Origin of the sequence: Paludibacter sp. 221 (assembly GCF_010501035.1) — a bacterium.
Lineage (GTDB): Bacteria > Bacteroidota > Bacteroidia > Bacteroidales > Paludibacteraceae > QVMH01.
This window is the reverse complement of record NZ_QVMH01000029.1, coordinates 1-20,747: the sequence shown is the minus strand read 5'-3', so window position 1 is coordinate 20,747 and position 20,747 is coordinate 1. Positions and strand designations below refer to the sequence as shown.

The 20,747-nt window shown below is 39.5% G+C and carries 14 protein-coding genes; 6 read left to right on the top strand and 8 right to left on the bottom strand.

Annotated features, from left to right (window positions below):
• Positions 1-341 precede the first annotated feature (341 nt).
• From D0T49_RS07410 to D0T49_RS07380, 6 genes are all read right to left on the bottom strand, one after another.
• Entirely contained in the window at positions 342-1,388 is a 1,047-nt protein-coding gene (locus D0T49_RS07410) for an LD-carboxypeptidase (RefSeq protein ID WP_163629965.1), read from the bottom strand.
• Positions 1,389-1,473: 85 nt separating this feature from the next.
• Positions 1,474-2,124 carry a hypothetical protein gene (locus D0T49_RS07405; RefSeq protein WP_163629964.1) on the bottom strand — a complete coding sequence of 217 codons (651 nt, stop codon included), beginning with the start codon at positions 2,122-2,124 and terminating at the stop codon, positions 1,474-1,476.
• 193 nt (positions 2,125-2,317) lie between these two features.
• Positions 2,318-3,238, bottom strand: a complete 921-nt coding sequence (miaA, locus tag D0T49_RS07400; protein ID WP_163629963.1) for a tRNA (adenosine(37)-N6)-dimethylallyltransferase MiaA — start codon at positions 3,236-3,238, stop codon at positions 2,318-2,320.
• The gene (locus D0T49_RS07395; RefSeq protein WP_163629962.1) at positions 3,231-3,890 is read right to left on the bottom strand and encodes a vancomycin high temperature exclusion protein; all 660 of its coding nucleotides are present in this window, start codon (positions 3,888-3,890) and stop codon (positions 3,231-3,233) included. The genes miaA and D0T49_RS07395 overlap by 8 nt, the downstream gene beginning before the upstream one ends.
• 18 nt (positions 3,891-3,908) lie before the next feature.
• Positions 3,909-7,160, bottom strand: coding sequence for a homocysteine S-methyltransferase family protein (locus D0T49_RS12955; RefSeq protein ID WP_203583444.1), 3,252 nt, complete (start codon positions 7,158-7,160; stop codon positions 3,909-3,911).
• Positions 7,161-7,172: 12 nt separating this feature from the next.
• Positions 7,173-8,510, bottom strand: coding sequence for a metallophosphoesterase (locus D0T49_RS07380; RefSeq protein WP_163629961.1), 1,338 nt, complete (start codon positions 8,508-8,510; stop codon positions 7,173-7,175).
• Between the two features lie 205 nt (positions 8,511-8,715).
• Between D0T49_RS07380 and D0T49_RS07375 the strand changes: the two genes are divergently transcribed.
• The 4 genes from D0T49_RS07375 to D0T49_RS07360 all read left to right on the top strand — a co-directional run bounded on the left by D0T49_RS07375 (position 8,716) and on the right by D0T49_RS07360 (position 14,774).
• Entirely contained in the window at positions 8,716-9,267 is a 552-nt protein-coding gene (locus tag D0T49_RS07375) for a T9SS type A sorting domain-containing protein (RefSeq protein ID WP_163629960.1), read from the top strand.
• Between the two features lie 39 nt (positions 9,268-9,306).
• Positions 9,307-11,397, top strand: a complete 2,091-nt coding sequence (locus tag D0T49_RS07370; protein ID WP_163629959.1) for a DUF3472 domain-containing protein — start codon at positions 9,307-9,309, stop codon at positions 11,395-11,397.
• Between the two features lie 291 nt (positions 11,398-11,688).
• On the top strand, positions 11,689-13,587 hold the full coding sequence (locus tag D0T49_RS07365; RefSeq protein WP_163629958.1) for a DUF3472 domain-containing protein: 1,899 nt from the start codon (positions 11,689-11,691) through the stop codon (positions 13,585-13,587).
• Positions 13,588-13,763: 176 nt separating this feature from the next.
• Complete coding sequence (locus D0T49_RS07360) at positions 13,764-14,774, top strand: hypothetical protein (RefSeq protein WP_163629957.1); 1,011 nt, start codon at positions 13,764-13,766, stop codon at positions 14,772-14,774.
• Positions 14,775-14,855: 81 nt separating this feature from the next.
• Here the strand turns inward: D0T49_RS07360 and D0T49_RS07355 are convergent, their stop codons facing one another.
• Entirely contained in the window at positions 14,856-15,221 is a 366-nt protein-coding gene (locus tag D0T49_RS07355) for an acetyl-CoA carboxylase biotin carboxyl carrier protein subunit (RefSeq protein WP_163629956.1), read from the bottom strand.
• A 108-nt stretch (positions 15,222-15,329) separates the two neighbouring features.
• A complete protein-coding gene (locus D0T49_RS07350; protein ID WP_163629955.1) occupies positions 15,330-16,874 on the bottom strand; it encodes an acyl-CoA carboxylase subunit beta in 1,545 nt (514 codons plus the stop codon).
• Positions 16,875-17,150: 276 nt separating this feature from the next.
• On the opposite strand from D0T49_RS07350, the gene D0T49_RS07345 reads away from it, so the two are divergent.
• Positions 17,151-18,479: a T9SS type A sorting domain-containing protein gene (locus D0T49_RS07345; RefSeq protein ID WP_163629954.1), complete on the top strand. Its 1,329-nt coding sequence runs from the start codon at positions 17,151-17,153 to the stop codon at positions 18,477-18,479.
• A 28-nt stretch (positions 18,480-18,507) separates the two neighbouring features.
• On the top strand, positions 18,508-20,595 hold the full coding sequence (locus tag D0T49_RS07340; protein ID WP_370519632.1) for a M3 family metallopeptidase: 2,088 nt from the start codon (positions 18,508-18,510) through the stop codon (positions 20,593-20,595).
• The last annotated feature ends 152 nt before the right edge of the window (positions 20,596-20,747 follow it).

Here is a 20,747-nt window from a genome sequence, read left to right as displayed (position 1 = left end):
AGGACTTTTAGTCCGTTATATAACCCACCGCCTCTTTAGGCGTGTGGTAATTTAGTTTATATTATTTAGCTCACATAGGGCACATATGAAAGCACATAGAAACACAGTAGAAATTACATATAAGCTATGTGTGCCTATGTGGGAACTAACTGAACCTATATGGCAAAAAATAAAAACTAATTAATACCATGTACTTAATAGAAAATAACCTGTGAAAAAATTCAAAATAATTTCTACGTTTTTTAAACGTAATTTATCATTCGATATGCTCAACTGTGTAAAAATGAAAAAGCTAAGAAGTATTTGTAGCTTCTTAGCTTTATGAGTAGGTATCGAACAATTTATTCTTCAAATGTAATCGTAGCGTTATCCGAATTAACTTCTAATTTAATGGGGCGTCCTAAATATAGTGGGAAATTGGGATTGCCATGTCCTGAGTTAATGCCGTACATGACAGGTATACCCAGATTTTTGAACGTGCCTGTTATAATTTCTTCTACGCTTTTATCTATTCCGGTAGTCATATTGGTAAATTGCCCTACAACAACTCCTTGTATGTAAAAGAGTTTTCCACTCAGTTTCAAATTCATTAACATACGGTCGAGAGCATAATTTGATTCTCCGGTATCTTCTATAAATAGGATTGCGTTTTTCATATTATAGTCGAACAGAGTTCCTCCCAAGCTATATATGATAGAGAGGTTTCCACCAACCAACCGTCCTTCGGCGGTGCCTTCTGTGCAGTTTTCGTTTGTAGGGATAGAGAGAGTGGTATAGTCGCCAAATAAAGCCTTCTTAAGGTTATCGCGGCTTGTTGCATTGGATAAGTTATATGCCATAGCGCCGTGTATGGTTTCTATGCCTTTATTGTTGATTGCGGAGTGCATTACAGTCAGGTCGCTGAAACCGACTAACCATTTAGGGTTGTCGTTTAACGGCGACAAATTTATTTTGTCTATAATCTGCGCGCAACCATACCCGCCTCTTGCAGCAATGAGGGCTTTTATGTTGGGGTTGTCTATCATTTTCTGCAAGCCGTTAGCACGTTCGTTGATATTGCCGGCGTACCTGCCATCTTTATAGTATAGGTTTTCAGCTTCTTTTACCTTTAGCCCCCAACTTTCCAATATGGCTTTTCCGTTAGCTATTTCGCTTTCGGTCACATAGTTCGAGGTAGCTATGATTGCTACCGAGTCTCCGGCAACAAGATATGGTGGGCGAATATCGTCAGTAACTTCTTTTTGGTCGGCAAGATACACATAATAGTTGTCGCTGTAGTATATGTTCTCGTAAGTTTCGTAAGTAATGTATTCGTTTGTGATATATTGTTTTTTACAGGCAGAAAATAACAATAGTACGATAACAAGATAAATAATATTCTTTTTCATATAAATGAGTTATAGGTAGAATAGTAATTAAATAAAAAAAACCACCCAAGCAGGTGGTTTTTCTTTATATCATTAGAAATTATAATTATTTAATTTCTGTAAATAATGTTGCTTTTGCACCATCTTTGATAGCTGCGTTTGTTGCCAAAGTAGCAGATGCAACATCAGATGAGTTAGCTAATAAACACATCAGGATTGAACCCGGAGCTTGAGTTGCTGCAGCGTTGTTTACAGCTTCGTAGCTTGTAGTAAGGTATGAAGTACCAGCATCGCTAAGTTTAATAGTTTTGCCTCCGATAGTCAAAGAAACCTCTCCAGCTTTTACGCTAGTGATTTTGAAAGAACCGATAGTACCTTCGTGTTTGTAAGCGTATGATTTTCCGTCTTCAACAGTAACTTTTGTTGCAGTTTCGTCAAATTCAACAACGATTACTTTGATAGTAGTAAACTTGTCTTTAGAGTCTTCCAGTTTAACTTCAGTTGTTCCAACAGCAACACCAGAAATTGTAATTTCAGTTGTACCTTTTTTGATTTCTGCAGTTGCAGTTTCTTTGTTGTTTGGAGTTGCAGTATAACCGCTGTTACCGTCTGTGATTTTAACAGTAGCAGTGCTACCTACTTCGATGATAACTTCTGCGTTGTCAACTTTCAGATCAAAAGTTTCAGTTTCTCCAGTACAGCTTGCGAAGAAAAATGGTACGGCTGCTAAAGCCAGAAATAAATTTTTCAGTTTCATAATCTTTTTCTAATTTTTAATTTGTTTGTTTTTTTATTAATAATCGGTGACAAAGATAATTCTTTAATTTTAAATTCAAACAGAAAAAGCATGTTAAAATGTTAAAAAGCTATTTTGATAAAGGTTAGTTGTTTATATCTTAAAAAAATAATGTCTAAATATAGACTAAATGTTTCTGTGTCTTGCTTATAGGTTAATTGCTAAGCTTAGATTTTATAATTTCTATTTTTTCTTTGTTTGGGATGTTTGATGGAATCCAATGTATTGTAAATCCGCGCCGTTCCATGCCGCGAAACCATGTCATCTGGCGTTTTGCAAACTGGTGTATGGCAACTTCGAGTTGGGCATACATTTCGGAGTAGGTAAGTTGCCCTGTCAGGTATAAAGTAACATATTTATACTCGAGCCCGTAATAAATTAAGCCTTCGGGAGAAACGCCTTTGTTAAGTATCTGTTGCACCTCGTCTATCATGCCTTCTTCGAGGCGGGCTTTGAGTCTTTTGCTTATCTTTCTTCGTCTTTCCTCCCTCTCGATGTCGATACCTATAATGAGACTATCAAGAGGGGAGAACTCGTTTACTTCCGGTTTTTGATGTTGCTGATACTCTTCTATTTCGATGGCACGGATAGCCCGTTTGGCTGAATCTACGTCGGTATTATTATGCAGATTTTTATATGTACGGAGCATTTCTGTTAATTCTTCCAGTGTTTTTCCTTCGAGGCTTTTTCGTAGTTCCGGGTTTTCGGGAACTGCGAGCAACCGGAAACCTTTTAATACCGATTCGATATACATACCTGTACCTCCGCAGAGGATGGGTAGTTTCGTCTTTTCTTTGATGGAATTATAAGCCGTGTAAAAATTGTGCTGAAATTCAAACACATTGTATTTTTCGCCCGCGTCGCAAATGTCTATCAGATGGTAGGGGATTGTTTTGCCGTTTACGATATAATCGCTCAGGTCTTTTCCTGTGCCGATATCCATATTGCGGTATACCTGGCGCGAATCGGCACTAATTATTTCGGTGTCAAGCTCATAAGCAAGTTCGCACGCCAATGTAGTTTTACCGCACGCCGTAGGGCCAAGTATAGTGATTAAATCGTAATTATTATTCATCCACATTAGTTTTTATTTCCACCGGTTCGCCAAGGAATTTAGGCTCTTTCTTTGTCAGTATGTCAATAAAGACTTTTACGCGTGCGAACCGTTCGCGTATGAAAGTCCTGAAAGAGCGATTGAGGGGGACATCCTGCGCTGCATATCCATAGGCTTCGAGCCCGTTTCGGCGGGCAATGTATATAGCCCGTTGGATATGAAATTTTTGTGATACTACGATAAAAGAATCCTGTCCGAAAATTTTACTCACCCGTATTACCGAGTCTAACGTACGGAAACCTGCATAATCAAGATAAATCATCTCTTTGGGGACACCAGCTTCCATAAGGGAATTTTGCATGGTGAGCGGCTCATTATAATAGTGCCTGCGGTTGTCGCCACTAACAACAAATGCCCGTACTTTGCCTGCATTATACAGCTCTTTTGCAGCTTCGATACGGTAGGTGTAAAACATATTTTCCCTATTGCCCGATAGTCTTTTGGCGGTTCCTAATACCAATACTATCTGGTTTGTGGGGACATCTTCTACTGAATCGTAAATATATTTGTTCGAGCCTCGTGTTATTGTCCATTCCGAAATAAGGAAAATAAGCAACACAAGCGCGACGAGCGATATGAATGTTATTAACAGTATTTTAAGAACTTTTTTCATAAGTAAGGTTTTCAATTGTCAGAATAGGTTGGGCTTTCTCTTTTTTGCGTCTTCGTAGCTTAATATTGTGTCTTTTGATTGATTATTTTGGTTTTTTCTGATTTCCTGATATTCTTCTTCCAGCTTGTTTACGAAACTATTGTGTGTATTAGTGTTCAGAAGCTGTGTGGCAACAAATGTGTTGATAGATGCATCTTTCACATGCACTACGGGAGCATTGTATTGAGGCGCAATTTTTACGGCTGTATGAATTTTCGAAGTGGTTGCTCCTCCTATTATGAGAGGTATTTTGGCTCCCGCTTTCTCTAACTCTGATGCTACATTGCACATTTCTTCGAGCGAGGGGGTGATTAACCCACTCAAGCCGATAATATCCACTTTTTCTTCTATCGCTTTTTGCACTATTTGTTCGGTAGGTACCATTACGCCTAAATCTAACACATCAAAGTTGTTGCACGACAGGATTACTGAAACAATGTTTTTTCCAATATCATGTACATCGCCTTTTACTGTAGCTATCAGTATTTTTCCGGTCGAACTTCTGTCGCCTTCTTGTTTGCAGGCTTCGATGTAGGGTTGCAGTATGGCAACGGCTTTTTTCATGGTGCGGGCAGTCTTTACTACCTGGGGAAGAAACATTTTGCCTTCTCCAAATAGCTCGCCCACTACACCCATTCCGTTCATCAATGGCTTTTCGATAATCTCGACAGGAGAATCGTATTTCTGTAATGCCTCTTGCAGGTCTTTTTCCAGATAGTCGCCAATTCCCTTGATTAACGCGTATTCCAATCGCTTTTCAAGAGGCTGGGTGCGCCATTCATCCTTTTTTTGTTCTTTGGTATTTGTTTCGATGTTTTTTACTTTCTCCGAAAATTCTATCATCCGTTCGGTTGCATCGGGGCGCAAGTTCAGTACTACATCTTCTACATGTTCCAGCATATCTTGGGGTATATCCTCGTATATCTGAAGCATGCCTGCATTTACAATAGCCATATCCATACCTGCTTGTACGGCGTAGTACAGGAATACTGAGTGCATGGCTTCCCGTACCGCATTGTTGCCCCTGAATGAGAAAGATAAGTTACTCAGCCCCCCGCTTACTTTAGCATATGGTAGGTTTTCTTTTATCCAGCAGATTGTTTTCAAAAAATCGACTGCATAATTGTTGTGTTCTTCTATTCCAGTAGCTATTGCCAGCACGTTGGGGTCGAAAATAATATCTTGCGGAGGAAAGTTTATTTTTTCGGTAAGCAGCTTGTAAGCACGCGCGCATATCTCTATTTTTCGCTCGTAAGTATCGGCTTGCCCTTGCTCGTCGAATGCCATGACAACGGTAGCGGCTCCGTACTCCCTTATCTTTTTTGCTTTGTAGAGAAAGTCTTCTTCACCTTCTTTTAGACTGATGGAGTTTACTATGGATTTGCCTTGTACGCATTTCAGCCCGGCTTCTATCACCTCCCATTTGGACGAGTCTATCATTACCGGAACTTTGGCTATCTCAGGCTCGGAAGCTATATAATTCAGAAAGGTAACCATTTCCTCTTTGGCATCAAGCATGGCATCGTCCATATTGATGTCAATGATTTGTGCGCCATCTTCTACCTGTTTACGGGCTATGTTTAGGGCTTCTTCGTAATTTTTTTCGTTGATAAGTCGCAAGAATTTACGTGAACCGGCCACATTGCAGCGTTCGCCGATGTTGGTGAAAGTGGAGCCTTCAGACCTCACCCCCGGCCCCTCTCCTTGAGGAGAGGGGGGAAGTGTGGCTGTAACATTGCTTTTTGAGCGTTTATCTAATTCGTATTTTATGTTTTTTGCAACCTCATCCGGATTCGATAAAACTTCTTTGTTTGAATATCGTAAGACTTCGAATCCTTTTATATTAAGCATTCTTGTTCTTTCAGCATCATATTCTTTCTGTTCTTTTATTTGGTGAATTCCACCATCAACTTCTATTACAGTTTTTGTCTCTATATTGGTAAAATCGACTATGAAACCATCAATAATATGCTGTCTGCGAATTTTATATCCAATTTTCCTATCACGAAGCGATTCCCATAGGGCATTCTCTGCTTTGGTAGGCTCATGGCGCATTTGTTTGGCCTTGTTAATCAATAAATTCCAGCAAAAAGCATCGGTTGTTTCGTTAGCATGTATATTACCTTCTTTCCACTCTCTTGTTCCCCTCTCCTTAAGGAGAGGGGTTAGGGGTGAGGTCTTAATCTTCAATAACTCCAACCCACTTAATTCCAAATCCTTGCTCGCTTCTTTAGGTTTGCGTATAGTTGCATTTTCCACCAAGTGCGTATATTCAGCTATATGTGCAGGACTTGTGCCGCAGCAACCCCCAATGATATTGACTAACCCTTCATCAATATATTCCTTTATTTGCTTAGCCATCGTTTCGGGCGTTTCGTCATATTGCCCAAACTGGTTTGGTAAACCGGCGTTAGGGTGTGCGCTTACAAAATATGGAGCGTAGTTAGAAATTTCCTGTAAATAAGGTTTTAAATCTTTTGCTCCGAAAGAACAGTTCAGCCCGATTGATAATAAGTCCACATGTGAGACAGATGCCAGAAAAGCCCGTATCGTTTGCCCCGAAAGTGTACGCCCGCTTATATCCGCTACAGTAGCCGAAAGCATAATCTCTACTTTTTTGCCTGTAGTTTTCATTGCCTCCTGGCTGGCGTAGAGCGCTGCTTTGGCATTCAACGTATCGAAAACGGTTTCGATAATCAGAATATCCACGCCACCTTCGATTAATGCTGTCATTTGTTCTTTATAGGCAACCACTAAATCGTCGAAAGTAACGGCACGAAAAGCCGGATTATTTACATCGGGCGACATAGAAGCTGTTTTGTTTGTGGGACCTACCGACCCTGCTACGAAACGGGGTTTCGCCGGATTTTTTGCTGTAAACTTGTCCGCTGCCTGACGAGCCAACTGTGCGCCTTTCATGTTTATTTCATAAACCAACTCTTCCATCTCATAATCTTCCATTGATATTGTTTGGGCATTGAAAGTATTAGTTTCGATAATATCCGCTCCTGCTTCCAAATAATCAGCATGAATGGAACGGATAATTTCCGGTTGGGTCAAGTTCAGCAAGTCGTTGTTGCCTTTCAGTTGGGAGTTCCAATCGGCAAACCGTTCGCCGCGATAGTCTTCTTCCGTCAGGTTGTGGCGTTGTATCATTGTTCCCATCGCACCATCCAGAATTAATATTCGTTGCGTTAATAGTTGGCGTAGAGTGGGTTTGTTTTGTTTCATAGCAATTATTCTTTATCGGGCGAGCCAGTTTGAAATATCTTCTTCGTATTTTTTCAGCTTTTCGTCATTCATCCTTTTACTGCGGGAATTTACCTCTATTTGTTCGGGAATAGCAATGGCTCTGTCTTCTATTTGTATGTTATTTTCTTTTTTTATAATGCAAATATCGTCGTAAAGTTTGTTTGTGTCTGTGTACGATTTCACTAACAATGAATCTCCATTTATACTTATGTTTTGATAAAAACGTTTCCCATTGCCATAACGGTCGTACTTGTCGTTAAAATAAAGCCGGTAATCTTTTGGCGAAGATTGCCCCACCATATAAACCGGCGTGGCGAAAGTATCGTCACTATCTTTGCTTATCATCCGTGCATATCCATGCTCGTGCCCTTGCAGTACCAAATCTACTTTGTGCTTTTTTATCAACGAATTGAACATTAACCGCACGGTAAGGTTGTTTACTTTTCCTTTTATCGAGTAAATAGGATGATGTAATACCACTACTTTCCATTTGGCATTTTCGGCTTGTTCAAGCGCTTTTTTCAACCACTTGCGCTGCGAAAAGAGCGTCCAGGGGTCTTTGTTCGAATCCAGCGTTATAATCGCTGTATTTCCATATTGGAGATTATATACCGTATGTCCTTTGTACTGACTCTGTACGAAATAAGAGAATGTATAAACAAATCTTTCTTCCAGCCTTCGTGTTATTCCCTTCAGGTATTCATGGTTTCCCGGTATTGCAATAACAGGTATGGTTTGCGAAATAGAATCCATACTTTTAAAATACTCATTCCAATACTGGTCGTGAGGGCGTTCTATTACATCGCCACCTAATACCCAGAAATCAGCATGTTGTTCCTTTTTGTAAATATCGGATACAAATTGTTTGGTAATGCCATTTATAGTGTCTTGAATATCGCCTAAATACACGAATGATAATTTATCGGTTGGATTGTTTACTTTAAATTCGTACCAGTCTGATTCGTTATTTCCTGTTCGTACACTGTAACTGTATATGCCTTCGTTCAGATTATTCAGCACGGCATGGTATGATACGGTTTTTCCTCCTTTAGTTTCGAATAATTTACCCTGTGCTTGTATGTAGGTGGTATCGGTATTTTGGGCTAAGGCTACTTTCGATTCGATAAGGCTGTCTCCGCACTGCCAACTGATATTGCGGGAAAACTCCCCATCGTTACCAAATGTAAGCTGAATACGTCCCGGTTCGGTTATATAATTATATACAGGTTCTTCCGGATTGCCAAACCAGGCATTCCATCTTTTTATACACACTGCTATAAGTAGTATAACTATAACAATAGTGGAGGTAGATACAATTATTTTTTTCATATTTCGTTTATTTACACACTTTAAAAAAAAGTGCGTACAAAAAGGAGAGAACAAAATTACACAATTTACTTTTAATTTAATCGCCTCACTGATGCTTTTTTATATTATATTTGTTTTGCTGTACGGCAAAATAAAAACAGGTATTTTAAACACTTTATGTCGTTTTAGTATCCTAACTTAGTGTAATCTTATATCCAATAGTCAGATGAAAAACCTCCTTGCTGTAATATTAACGTTGTCTTTTCCGTTTTTTCTTTTCTCACAAAATAAAGTTGTTGTAAAACTTACTGTAAAGCAACTGCCCGCAATAACCGTTAATTACTGGGAAGACCCTGATTTTGTTGGCGACGAAAGTAAGTTCGACATCACAGGCGGAACAGGTAGTTATTCTATCGGTTGGGAGCAAGTGCAAGCAGATAATCCGTTACATAAAGTTACCATAAAAGATGATAACAACTGCTCGGCTGAGATATATGTTAATGTCGGCAGTGCATTGAATAATGTAGAAGAGCTGAGCCTTATTTTCAATGCTTATCCTAATCCTACCGCTGATATAGTGAATGTGCCTTTATCTGCCAACGAAGCCGAACAAACTATCATGTTGTTTGATGAAAACGGTCGTATGTTGTACCGAAAAAAGATAAACGATAGGGCAATTTCCACTTACCGGTTGTCTTTAGCTGCATGTGCTCCGGGCTGCTATTATATTCAGGTAGTAGCAACGGAGAAAAAGTCATATAAAGTAGTGAAAAAATAATTAATTACACTCAACGAATTTATAATAACATACACAATAATGTATCTAAATAAGTATTTTTTCAAAAGCCTGATATTTTTCTTACTAGCAGGTAACGTGCTGTTTGCTCAAAACGAGATTACTTTATCAAAAGGTGATTCATTGGAGTTGGAAATTGGAGGCTATCAGGGCGGGGATATCTACTGGCAACGTAGTACCAATGCTAATGCAACAGGTTGGATAAATGTAAATGCTATAAGAAATTCGGTGAAATTGAAGCAAAAAGTTTCAACAGCAGCCTATTACCGTTCTAAAATAACCGACGGAACTTGTAAGCCTTATTATTCGGATACCGTAAAGGTGAGCGTATTAGGAGACATTTCGCGCGTGAAAGCGGGGCATGGGTATGCCGAGCCTTATTCGGGTAGTCCGGGCATAAAGATGGTAGAAAAAGGAAGTTTGTCAGCATGGTCTGATGTCAACAGGAAAGCTGTTTGGTATTTGTACCAGAAAGCGGGAAAATATGAGTTGAGTTTTTTGATGAACTCGAAAACGAATAAAAGCTTTAAATTCGAGATGAATACTTCTCCCTGTTACGATGGATTGAACTATCAGCCTGAAAAATTTGCTTTCACCTGTCAGGCAAGCGGAAACTCAGCAAACGATACAATAAAGGTTTTTTCGGTAACCATACCTGCTACCGGATATTACCGCTATGAGCTTACAGCCAAAAGCTCGATGGCAAATCTGACTATAGATGAACTGTGGTTTACCGCAATTAATGAGCCGGGAATATCGGCCAGTGCTTATAAAACCAATGCTACCGACTATCTATCATCGCCTTCGGTACATCTGAGTTTCAGTACAACAGCATCTACAACCAAACAGTACGATTGGATTTATGAAGAAATTCTTGTGCCCGAAGGCTTCGACCCGTTAAGTACTTACTGGATGTCGTTAGGTTTTTTTCGTGGATATATGGGAATACAAACCAACGGCGAAAAAGAACGGCGCGTCTTGTTTTCGGCGTGGGATGCGGTGGATAAAGATAAATATCCGAATGCTCCGAAAGAGATGCTTGTGAGCCTTGTTGATAAGGCGAAATACACTGCTGCAAATTCGTTCGGCAATGAAGGTACAGGCGGGCAGTCGTATGTCGGGACTGGTAATCCTGATACATGGAAAACCGGAACTCCTGTTAAATTTCTGATGAATTGCCGTCGCGATGGCTCTATTACTTATCAGGGCGATGTGATAAAACACTCCATAATTTCGGCCTGGTATGATGCCGGCGAAGGTTGGCGTTATGTAGCTTCGTGGCGTGTTCCGATAATGCCGGGAGGCAAGGATATGTTCGATGGTTTTTATTCGTTTTTAGAAAATTACGGTTTTCAAAACGGACAGATAATCCGTAAAGGATATTATTACAATGCTTTTGGCAAGGAGTTGGGAAAGGATAAATGGGTGCATTTTAATAAAGTGGGATTTAGCAATACCGATGGTAAAGAGGGGCAGCGTATCGATTTCGAACAGGGAGTTTCGACCGAGTATCCTGACAAGTTTTATATGGTATCGGCTGGTTATGGAAAAACTAAAAAAACAGCCAATACAGTTCCGCTTATTACTGATTTTCCTTATTTGGAGAGTTTGGATTTAACTCCTTTTGAAACTAGGGTAACAGAGGCTATTGCTCGCGAAGAATACTTGAACAATATTCCTTTTCTTGATAAGACAGGCTGGGAGGTGACCGGCTTTTCTTCGGAAGAAACAAGCGGCGAGCCAAACGGGAATGGACTTGCAAGCCTGATTATTGATGGTGATGATGATACCTATTGGCACTCAAAATGGAAAAGCGGCAGCTCCTTTTTTCCTCATTGGTTTGTAGTGGATATGAAAGGAACTCAAACATTAAAAGGTTTTAAATTTGTAGGAAGTGGGGGAGTTTCACGCCAGATGAAAAATATAAAAATAGAGGTGAGTAATAGCTCAAGTTCAGGTTGGACTGAGGTGTGGTCGGGAGTGGCTCCTATGGCTCCTGATTTGTTGGAACTTGAAACACCTGTATCCGGATTCCGGTATTTCAAATTGACAATCGAAGATGGTTATGAAGATGGAGTTCACACACGGTTGAATGAAATATATGTGTTTTAAAAAAAAGTGATTATTTTTTCCTGAAAAAATATTTTGCATAAAAATCAAATTATAAGAGGTTGTCTAAATTTTACTCGCAAAGTAAATTTTGGTGATTTTTTAAGTGAATTTTGATTTCATTTTACGATTTTAGCAGGCTAAATGAGTAAAATAGAAAGTGAAATTTAGCTACGCTCAACTTCGTGTCACAAAAAAGGACATAATTTATTGCGAAAAGGACATATTCTAAACTGTAATAATTTCTTTGTGGAAAATTTAGACAACCTCTTATAAGTAAAAAGTTATTTAATTATGAAAAAGACGGCTTATTTGTTTTTGCTCTTTACTTTTTTAGTATGTTCAGGTGTAACATTTGCAAATGAAGATAATGCATCTGCTGTGTTTAAAGTTAATGCCGGACATGGTTATGCCGAACCATACGACCCGTATGGCTCCGGTATCCGGATGCAGGAGAGAGGCGGTTTGTCGAGTTGGATAAATCAACAACGCAAAGTAGTATGGTATCTTTATCAACAAGCAGGTACATACGAGCTTAGTTTCAACGTAAAATCTGAACCTCAGAAAGATTATAAGTTTCAGATGAAAACTTCCCCATGTTATGATGGATTGAATTATCAACCGGAAAAGTTTGATTTTTCATTTTCCCTTGCCGGCAATAAAAAGAGCGAGGTTGCTCCGGCTTTTACTATCACAATTCCTACAACAGGATATTATCGTTATGAGCTTACAGCCAAAAGCAATATGGAAGGCTTAAGTATTGATGAACTGTTGTTCAAAGGAATAGGAAAAGCTATTGATGAAAAAGGATTTGAAACGCATGCTACTGATTATTTATCGTCTCCTTCGGTGCATTTAGGCTTCAGCACAACTGCTCCTACCTCAAAACAATACGATTGGCTTTACGAAGAAATTCTTGTACCCGAAGGTTTTGACCCTCTGAGTACATTCTGGATGTCTATCGGTTTTTTCCGGGGTTATTTAGGTATTCAGGCTAACAGCGATACCGAGCGCCGTGTCTTGTTTTCGGCTTGGGATGCAGTGGATAAAGATAAGTACCCCAATGCTCCAAAAGAAATGTTGGTAAGGCTTGTAGATAAAGCCGAATATACCCGCGCCAATAGCTTTGGCAACGAAGGTACCGGAGGACAGTCGTATGTAGGGGTAGGAAATGTTAATACATGGAAAACCGGGACTCCTGTTAAATTTCTGATGAATTGTCGTCGCGATGGCTCTATTACTTATCAGGGCGATGTGATAAAACACTCGATAATTTCGGCATGGTATGATGCAGGCGAGGGGTGGCGTTATATAGCTTCGTGGCGTGTTCCTGTTATGCCGGGAGGCAAAGATACATTTGATGGCTTTTATTCGTTTCTCGAAAATTACGGATTCAGAAATGGTCAGATAATCCGTAAAGGTTACTATTATAATGCTTTTGGTAAGGATGAAAGTAATGGAAAGTGGACGCATTTCAACAAAGTGCGTTTTAGCAATACCGATGGCAAAATGGGGCAACGCATCGACTATGAGCAAGGTGTTTCCGGCGAGCATCCCGATAAGTTTTATATGGTATCGGGTGGGTACGGTACGACGAAGAAAACTGAAAATGAAGTGCCATTGATAAACTCTTTTCCGTATTTGGAAAATCTGGATTTAACTCCTTTTGTAACAAGGGTAGATGTGGCTCTTGTAGCCGAAAAACAAGCGAAGGCTGCAGAAGAAAAACTTTTGAACCTGAAAGTTAAGGATAAATCGGCGTGGAAGGTGGTTGCTTATACAACGGAAGAAATCGTTGGAGAAGGAAGTGATAACGGACGTGCCGGCCTTATTATCGACGGTGATGCTAATACTTATTGGCATTCGGAATGGACTGGTAAAACAAAAGGCTTTCCTCACCGCTTTGTGGTAGATTTGGGTAAGAAAGAAAAGGTGAACGGATTCCGCTTTTTTGTAAGCGGAGGGGCTGGCCGTTTTCCGAAAGAAATAATGATAGAGTACAGCGACAAGCCTTTAGACATAGAAAGTCCGGAATGGAAGAAAAAAGAGTTGTTGCATGTGGACGCTCCGGCCGAATCTATTTACATTTTAGAGCTTGATAAGCCTGCTAAATTCCGTTATTTCCGCTTATCGGTTTTAAACGGGTATAATGATGAAGTTTATACAAGAATAAATGAGGTAGATGTGTTTTAAAACCTCGATTACATTTTGCTTGAAATGATGTAAAGGGCTATCTCAATCAATTTTAGAGATAGCCCTTTTCTTATATTAGAGTCTGCAATTATATGTTATAAAGGTATAACAGCTTAATAAAGAAATAAAATTATATATTAATTTTGCCTTTAAATACTCGCTCAAATAAACTGTATATGATGAAGAAAATTATTTTCCTGCTGTTATTCTTATGTTCATTTTCACTGTTTTCATGTAGAGAATCGAACAGGTTTAAAATAAACGTAAATAAAAGCAGGGTAAATGTAGATATCAAACGTTTTGATAAAGACCTTATTTCTATTGCCCCTTCGGATATAAACGAGGGAGTAAAAGAACTGTATAATAAGTACCCTGATTTTTTCCCGCTTTATGTCGAAAGTATTTTATCTGTTCCTCCGAGTGATACCACGCGGGTTACAGAATTGATTGATAGTTTTCTGACTGATTCAGTCTTTCAGAGAGTTAATAATGATGTTCAGAGCAAATATGATGATATAGGGGATATTGAAAAGTCAATATCCACAGCGTACACTTATATACATCACTATTTTCCACAAATTCACTTGCCTGAGGTTTATTTTTTTGTTTCAGGATTTAATCTTTCGATAATGATGGAGGATGAAATAGCCGGAATGGGTGTTGACATGTATCTTGGCAGCGATTATCCATTGTATCAGGATTTGACATACCGATACATGGTTAATAGCATGAAACGGGATAATCTGGCACCTGATTTAATTTCGGCCTTGCTTTTTAGCACGTTCCGAATGGATAGTGGCGAAGGGCGATTACTTGATAACATGCTGTATAGAGGTAAAGTAATGTATTTACTCTCAGTTTGTATGCCTGATGAGAAGCCGGGAAATCTGATAGGATATACGCCGGAACAAATAAAGTGGAGTGAAAGTAATGAGCGTAAAGTATGGGCAAGCATAATAGACCAGAAACACTTGTTTTCAACTGATAGTTTCCTGATTCGTAAGTATGTAATTGATGCACCTTTTACAAGTCCTATATCGCAGGAGTCTCCCGGAAGGCTTGGTACTTGGATGGGTTGGCAGATAATAAAGAGCTATATGCAAAATAACAAGAATGTGACGTTGCAGGAGCTGATGAAGGAAAACGATTATCAGAAAGTGCTTGAAGAATCAGGATATCGTCCTTAACACACACATATTCTACGTAATAACAAAATGCCCGAAACAACGATAGTTTCGGGCATTTCATTTATAAAAAAGTTTTTAATCCTACTTTTCGTCGGCAGGTGCAAGCTCTATCATTAAAAATTCTTTCGGAATTTTTTCGCCTTCGCTTACATTTATTTTCTTTATCCGTGCTGTGAAAGGCATTTCGATACGGTTTTGCATTTTCATTGCTTCCAGTATAAGAATCGGTTCACCTTCTTTTACAATCTGTTTCTCCTTAACCAGTATTTTTATGATTGTACCGGGTATAGAAGATTGAATGTCATAAGGATTAGGATTCACCCACGGTTTACGTTCCTTATATTTTGTAGTAAGCAATGTTTTATATTTCCGTGCTGTTACGGCAAAATCAATAAGTTCTTCTGATTTTGCATCTTGTTCTCCGTTTTTTATTTTATTTTCTGACATAATGTATATTTACAAGTTAGTCATTTATTTTAAAAAAAATTACAAGTGAATGATTAATACAGGGCTCACAACGATTTGTTTTGTAAGCATCCTGTTTTTCTCATATCCTTAAAACGGAGGAATTCCATGTTTTTTAGCCGGACGATGGTCGTCTTTGTTTTTCGACACCTCAAGCGCATGAAGCAATAGCTCGCGTGTTTCCTGTGGTTCGATTACAGCATCAATATATCCTTTCGAAGCAGCTACGTAAGGGTTGGCAAACTTCTCGATATATTCTTTTACCTTTTGTTGGCGCATAGCGTCTTCATCTTCCGCTTCCATTATCTCTTTGCGGAAAATAATATTTGCAGCACCTTCAGGTCCCATTACGGCAATTTCGGCACCCGGCCACGCAAACATAAAGTCGGCTCCAAGGTGACGCGAGTTCATTGCAATGTATCCACCACCATAAGCCTTACGCAGAATCACTGTCATTTTAGGCACAGTAGCTTCGGAGTATGCGTAGAGTACTTTTGCCCCGTGGCGTATTACACCGGCATGTTCCTGATCCACTCCCGGCAGGTAGCCCGGCATATCCTCCAATGTTATGATAGGAATGTTGAAAGCATCGCAGAAGCGAATGAAGCGTGCCGCTTTGTCCGAAGCATCGCAATCAAGCACACCTGCCAGATATAGAGGCTGGTTAGCTACAAATCCGACAGTCTCGCCATTCATACGTCCGAAACCAACAACGATGTTGGGAGCCCAAAGCTCATGCACTTCGAGGAACTTGGAATCGTCGGCAAGTGCCGAAATAACATCGCGAACATCGTAAGGCTGTTTTGGGTCGCTTGGGATAATGTTTTCAATTTTCTTTTTGAAGCGTGGTTTCTTTGGCTCGATACGTGCCGCTTTTTCCTCGTTGCTGTGAGGTATGAGCGAAACTAATGTTTTTATTTGCTCGAAACACTCTTTTTCGCTCAAGGCATAGAAATGGGCATTACCTGTAATTTCGGCATGTACACGTGCACCTCCCAAGTTTTCTTGTGAGATTTTTTCTCCAAGTACGGTTTCGATAACATTAGGCCCGGTGATGAACATTTTTGAGATATTTTCGACCACAAAAACAAAATCGGTCAGGGCAGGAGAGTACACAGCACCTCCGGCACAGGGTCCGAGTATAACCGAAATTTGAGGGATAACTCCTGAAGCCATCGTGTTGCGGTAAAAAATTTCACCGTATCCGGCCAATGCACCAATACCTTCTTGTATACGTGCACCTCCTGAGTCATTTATACCAATACATGGAATTTTCATTTTTAATGCATGATCCATGATTTTCGTGATTTTACGTGCGTGTTTCAGCCCAAGCGAACCACCCATCACCGTAAAATCCTGAGCATAAATACAGATAGGAGCACCATTGATTGTACCGGTTCCGGTTATTACACCATCGCCCGGTAAGGCTTTGTTGTCCATTCCGAAGTTACGTTCTTCGTGTTCAACAAATAAATCATATTCATGGAATGAATCCGGATCTAATAAAGCTAAAATACGCTCACGGGCAGGAAGTTTACCCATTGCAACTTGTTTTTCGATGGCTTTATCACCTCCACCTTTTTCAACAATTGCCTTTTTTTGGCGTAAGGCTTCTACATTTTTCTTTAAAGTCATAAAACTTTTATTTAGTTTGACATAAGATAAACCTCATAATTAAAATGGCGGTTTATCAAAATTACTTTCGCGTGCAAAAATAACACATAATTCTGTATATTGTGCAATTTTTGAAAAATAGATATTAACACTTAAATAAATATAGGGTCAAACTATTTATAAACAACTGTTTATTGATTAAAAGTTTGCCTCTGTTTCAGCTATCTTGTTTTTTGCTTCAAAGTCATTATCTTTGTATGTTATTACATTATCAAGGAGTTTGCCGTTATCATACAGATGAGGATTGTTTGTCTTTTTATACTCTTGTGCCTGCCTGCCTATATTTTTCCTGCCAAAACACGGGTGAAGCAACTTTATGTTTCAGAATCGGATAACGACTATCGCCATACATTTTTATATACTTCCGAAGGAAAGGTTCAGTTAGAAACAAAATACGTTCAGGGCGTTGGCAATAACTGGGAACGCTTTATGCAAACTGAGTGGTTTTATGAACAGGGAAATTGCGTGAGACAAACCGAGCGGGAATACAGAAACGATGCTTGGCACAATGCCAGCGAGATAGAGTTTGAATACGACAGGGTTGATAATGTGATAGTTGAAAACTATTTCACTTACACACAAGGGCAAAAAAAACAGACAAAAAAGATTCGCTCCTCTTACAAGTATGGTAAAATTTCGGCCAAGCAAGAATTTGTTTATACCAACGCAGGGGAACAACTTGCCTTGGAAAACACGTTTCAGTACAATCAAGAAAATAAAATAAAAGAACACCGGATAACCGCTTATAAAGATGGTAAAGCCGATTTGAATTATAAACTTGTATTTTATTATGATTTGAATGGCAGGCTGAAAGGGCAGCTTGTGAAGCACGAATTGCAAGGCAACCGGATGCCTTTGGACTCTATTAGTTGGTATTACTTCCCTGATAGCGATTTGGTGCGGACTCAAAGAACAGTGAGGTGGAATGGTACAACGCAAAGGTGGGAGAATTTTCAATCAATTGATTACGAATATAACTCAGCTTCGGAACTGGTAGCCGAAACTTATTGGAAATGGGCCGGAATGAATTGGAAAAGTGATTGCCGCTATGAGTACTCCTACAATAACGGAGTGGTTGATAAGCGGACATTACTTTTTTCTGTTTATGGAAAGTGGCGCGATATAATGTCGATAAACTATAGTAATTTTGCGGACGGTGTTCCCCTGATGATAATGTCGGAATATGATTTTTGGGGTGGCAATGCCGGCGAATCGGTTTCGAGCTATATTCCGTTTCTGTTTAATGAAAAATTGATTACGAAAAAGGCAAAAAGTATTCGGGTAAGTCATAGCGACTTGGTTGATACCGATGATGATATTGATAATTACACTAACGATTTGGTTTCGGTATATCCGAACCCTTCTGACGGGATTTTTTATTTGAATACAGAAAAATATGAAATACTTTCGTGGAAACTTTATAACATGAAGGGGCAATTGGTAAAAAGTCACAGCCAGAAAATCAGGTCGGGTGTGGTAGATATTACAGACATGGCCGGTGGCATTTATTTGTTGCATCTGGAAACAACACAAGGTTGTCAGAGGCAGAAGTTAATCAAACATTAATCAAGCAAATATATAAACCTATTTTATAATGAAAAAGAGTAAACTAATTATTTTTATGACTGCAATTACAGCAATGGCGGCTATGGCTTCCAATCCTTTTTTCGGGGAGTATAAAACTCCACATGGAACGGTTCCTTTCGACGAAATAAAAATAGAGCATTATATGCCCGCTTTCGAAAAAGCTATCGAAGAACATAATAAAGAGATAGCTGCTATTACGGGTAACAAGGATGTGCCTACTTTTGAGAATACCATTGTAGCGCTCGAGCATTCGGGCGAATTACTATCGAAGGTAAGCAGCCCGTTTTATAACATGCTAAGTGCCGAGACGAGCGACGAACTACAGGATTTGGCGCAAAAGTTATCTCCTATGATGACCGAACATTCAAACTCTATCCGTTTGAATGAAGAATTGTTTGAACGTGTAAAAGCGGTGTATAGCCAAAAAGATAAACTAAAGCTGACTAAAGAACAGCAAATGCTGCTGAAAAAAACATATGATGGCTTTGTGCGCAGCGGAGCAAACCTTTCTGATAGCGATAAAGCTCTTTATCGCGAATTGTCGAAAGAATTGAGCATGCTTTCACTTCAGTTTTCGCAAAATGCGCTGAAAGAAGTCAATAATTACAGCTTGTTGATTACAGATGAAAACTTGCTTTCGGGCTTACCTGAGTATGTAATGGAAATGCTTGCCGAGAACGCGAAAAAAGAAGGTAAGGAAGGGTGGATGCTCAATTTGAAAACCACCACGTATGTTCCCGTGATGAAATATGCAAATAACCGCGATATACGCAGGGAATTGTATATGGCAAGTGCAACCAAGTGTATGCATGGCGATGAACTGGACAACCGTCAGGTGATAAAAGATATTGTAAATAAAAGAATGCAGGTAGCCAATCTGCTCGGATATAAAACATACGCAGATTATGTTTTGGCAACTAAGATGGCCGAAAATCCAGAGAATGTATATAATCTTTTAGACCAACTGCTGGAGGCCTATCGTCCGGCAGCTATGAGCGAATTGGCCGAAGTTCAGGCTTATGCTGATAAGAATGGAGCGTATTTTAAACTCCAGCCTTGGGATTGGTCTTATTATTCGGAAAAACTGAAAGCCGAAAAATTTGATTTGAGCGACGAAGTACTTAAACCTTACTTTGAGCTTGAAAGTGTGAAAAAAGCTGTTTTCGGCTTAGCCACACGTCTATACGGGATTACTTTTAAGAAAAACGATAAGATACAGGTTTACCATCCCGAAGTGGAAGCATTTGATGTATTGGATGAAAAAGGCAAATACCTTGCAGTGCTTTATACCGATTTTCACCCAAGAGATGAAAAACGTGCAGGTGCCTGGATGAGCGACTTTAAAGGGCAGTGGATGGAAGGTAAAAAGGATAGCCGTCCGCATATCACAATCGTGATGAATTTTACACGCCCGACCGAAACAAAACCTGCTCTGTTGACTTACGATGAACTTACTACGTTTTTACATGAGTTTGGTCATGCGTTGCACGGCATGTTGACAAAGTGTACTTACGAGTCGCTTTCGGGTACCAGTGTTTACCACGATTTTGTAGAGCTTCCTTCGCAGATAATGGAGAACTGGGCACCTCAGAAAGAATTTCTTGATGGATTTGCAGTACATTATGAAACTGGAGAAAAAATCCCTGCAGAGTTGATTCAGAAAATACGGGATGCCGAAAACTACAATACAGGTTATCTTTGCCTGCGCCAGCTAAGCTTTGGTTATCTGGATATGGCATGGCATACGCTGGAAAAACCGTTCGACGGTGATGTGGTTGATTTTGAGCATAGAGCAATGGATAAAACAAAAGTATTACCTGTAGTACCCGAAACTGCGATGGGACCAACTTTCAGCCATATATTCTCAGGAGGATATGCTGCGGGTTATTATGGCTATAAATGGGCTGAAGTGTTGGAAGCCGATGCATTTTCTTTATTCTTGAAAAACGGCGTTTTCGATAAAAAAACTGCAAAATCGTTCCGCGAGAATATCCTTATGCCGGGTGGCACCGAATTACCAATGACACTTTACAAACGTTTCCGTGGTCAGGAACCTACTATTGATGCGCTGTTGATTAAAAACGGAGTTAAGTAACAATAGTTCGTTATATTTTTTTGTACGCCAAGACGCTAAGGCGGAAAGAATAAAAAACACCTTGTGTTTTTTATAGCGTCTTTTTATATGTCTGATTTGTCTCGTCCTGAAATAGCGTTACATAAAAAAAGTAATGTTATGAAAGAAATTAA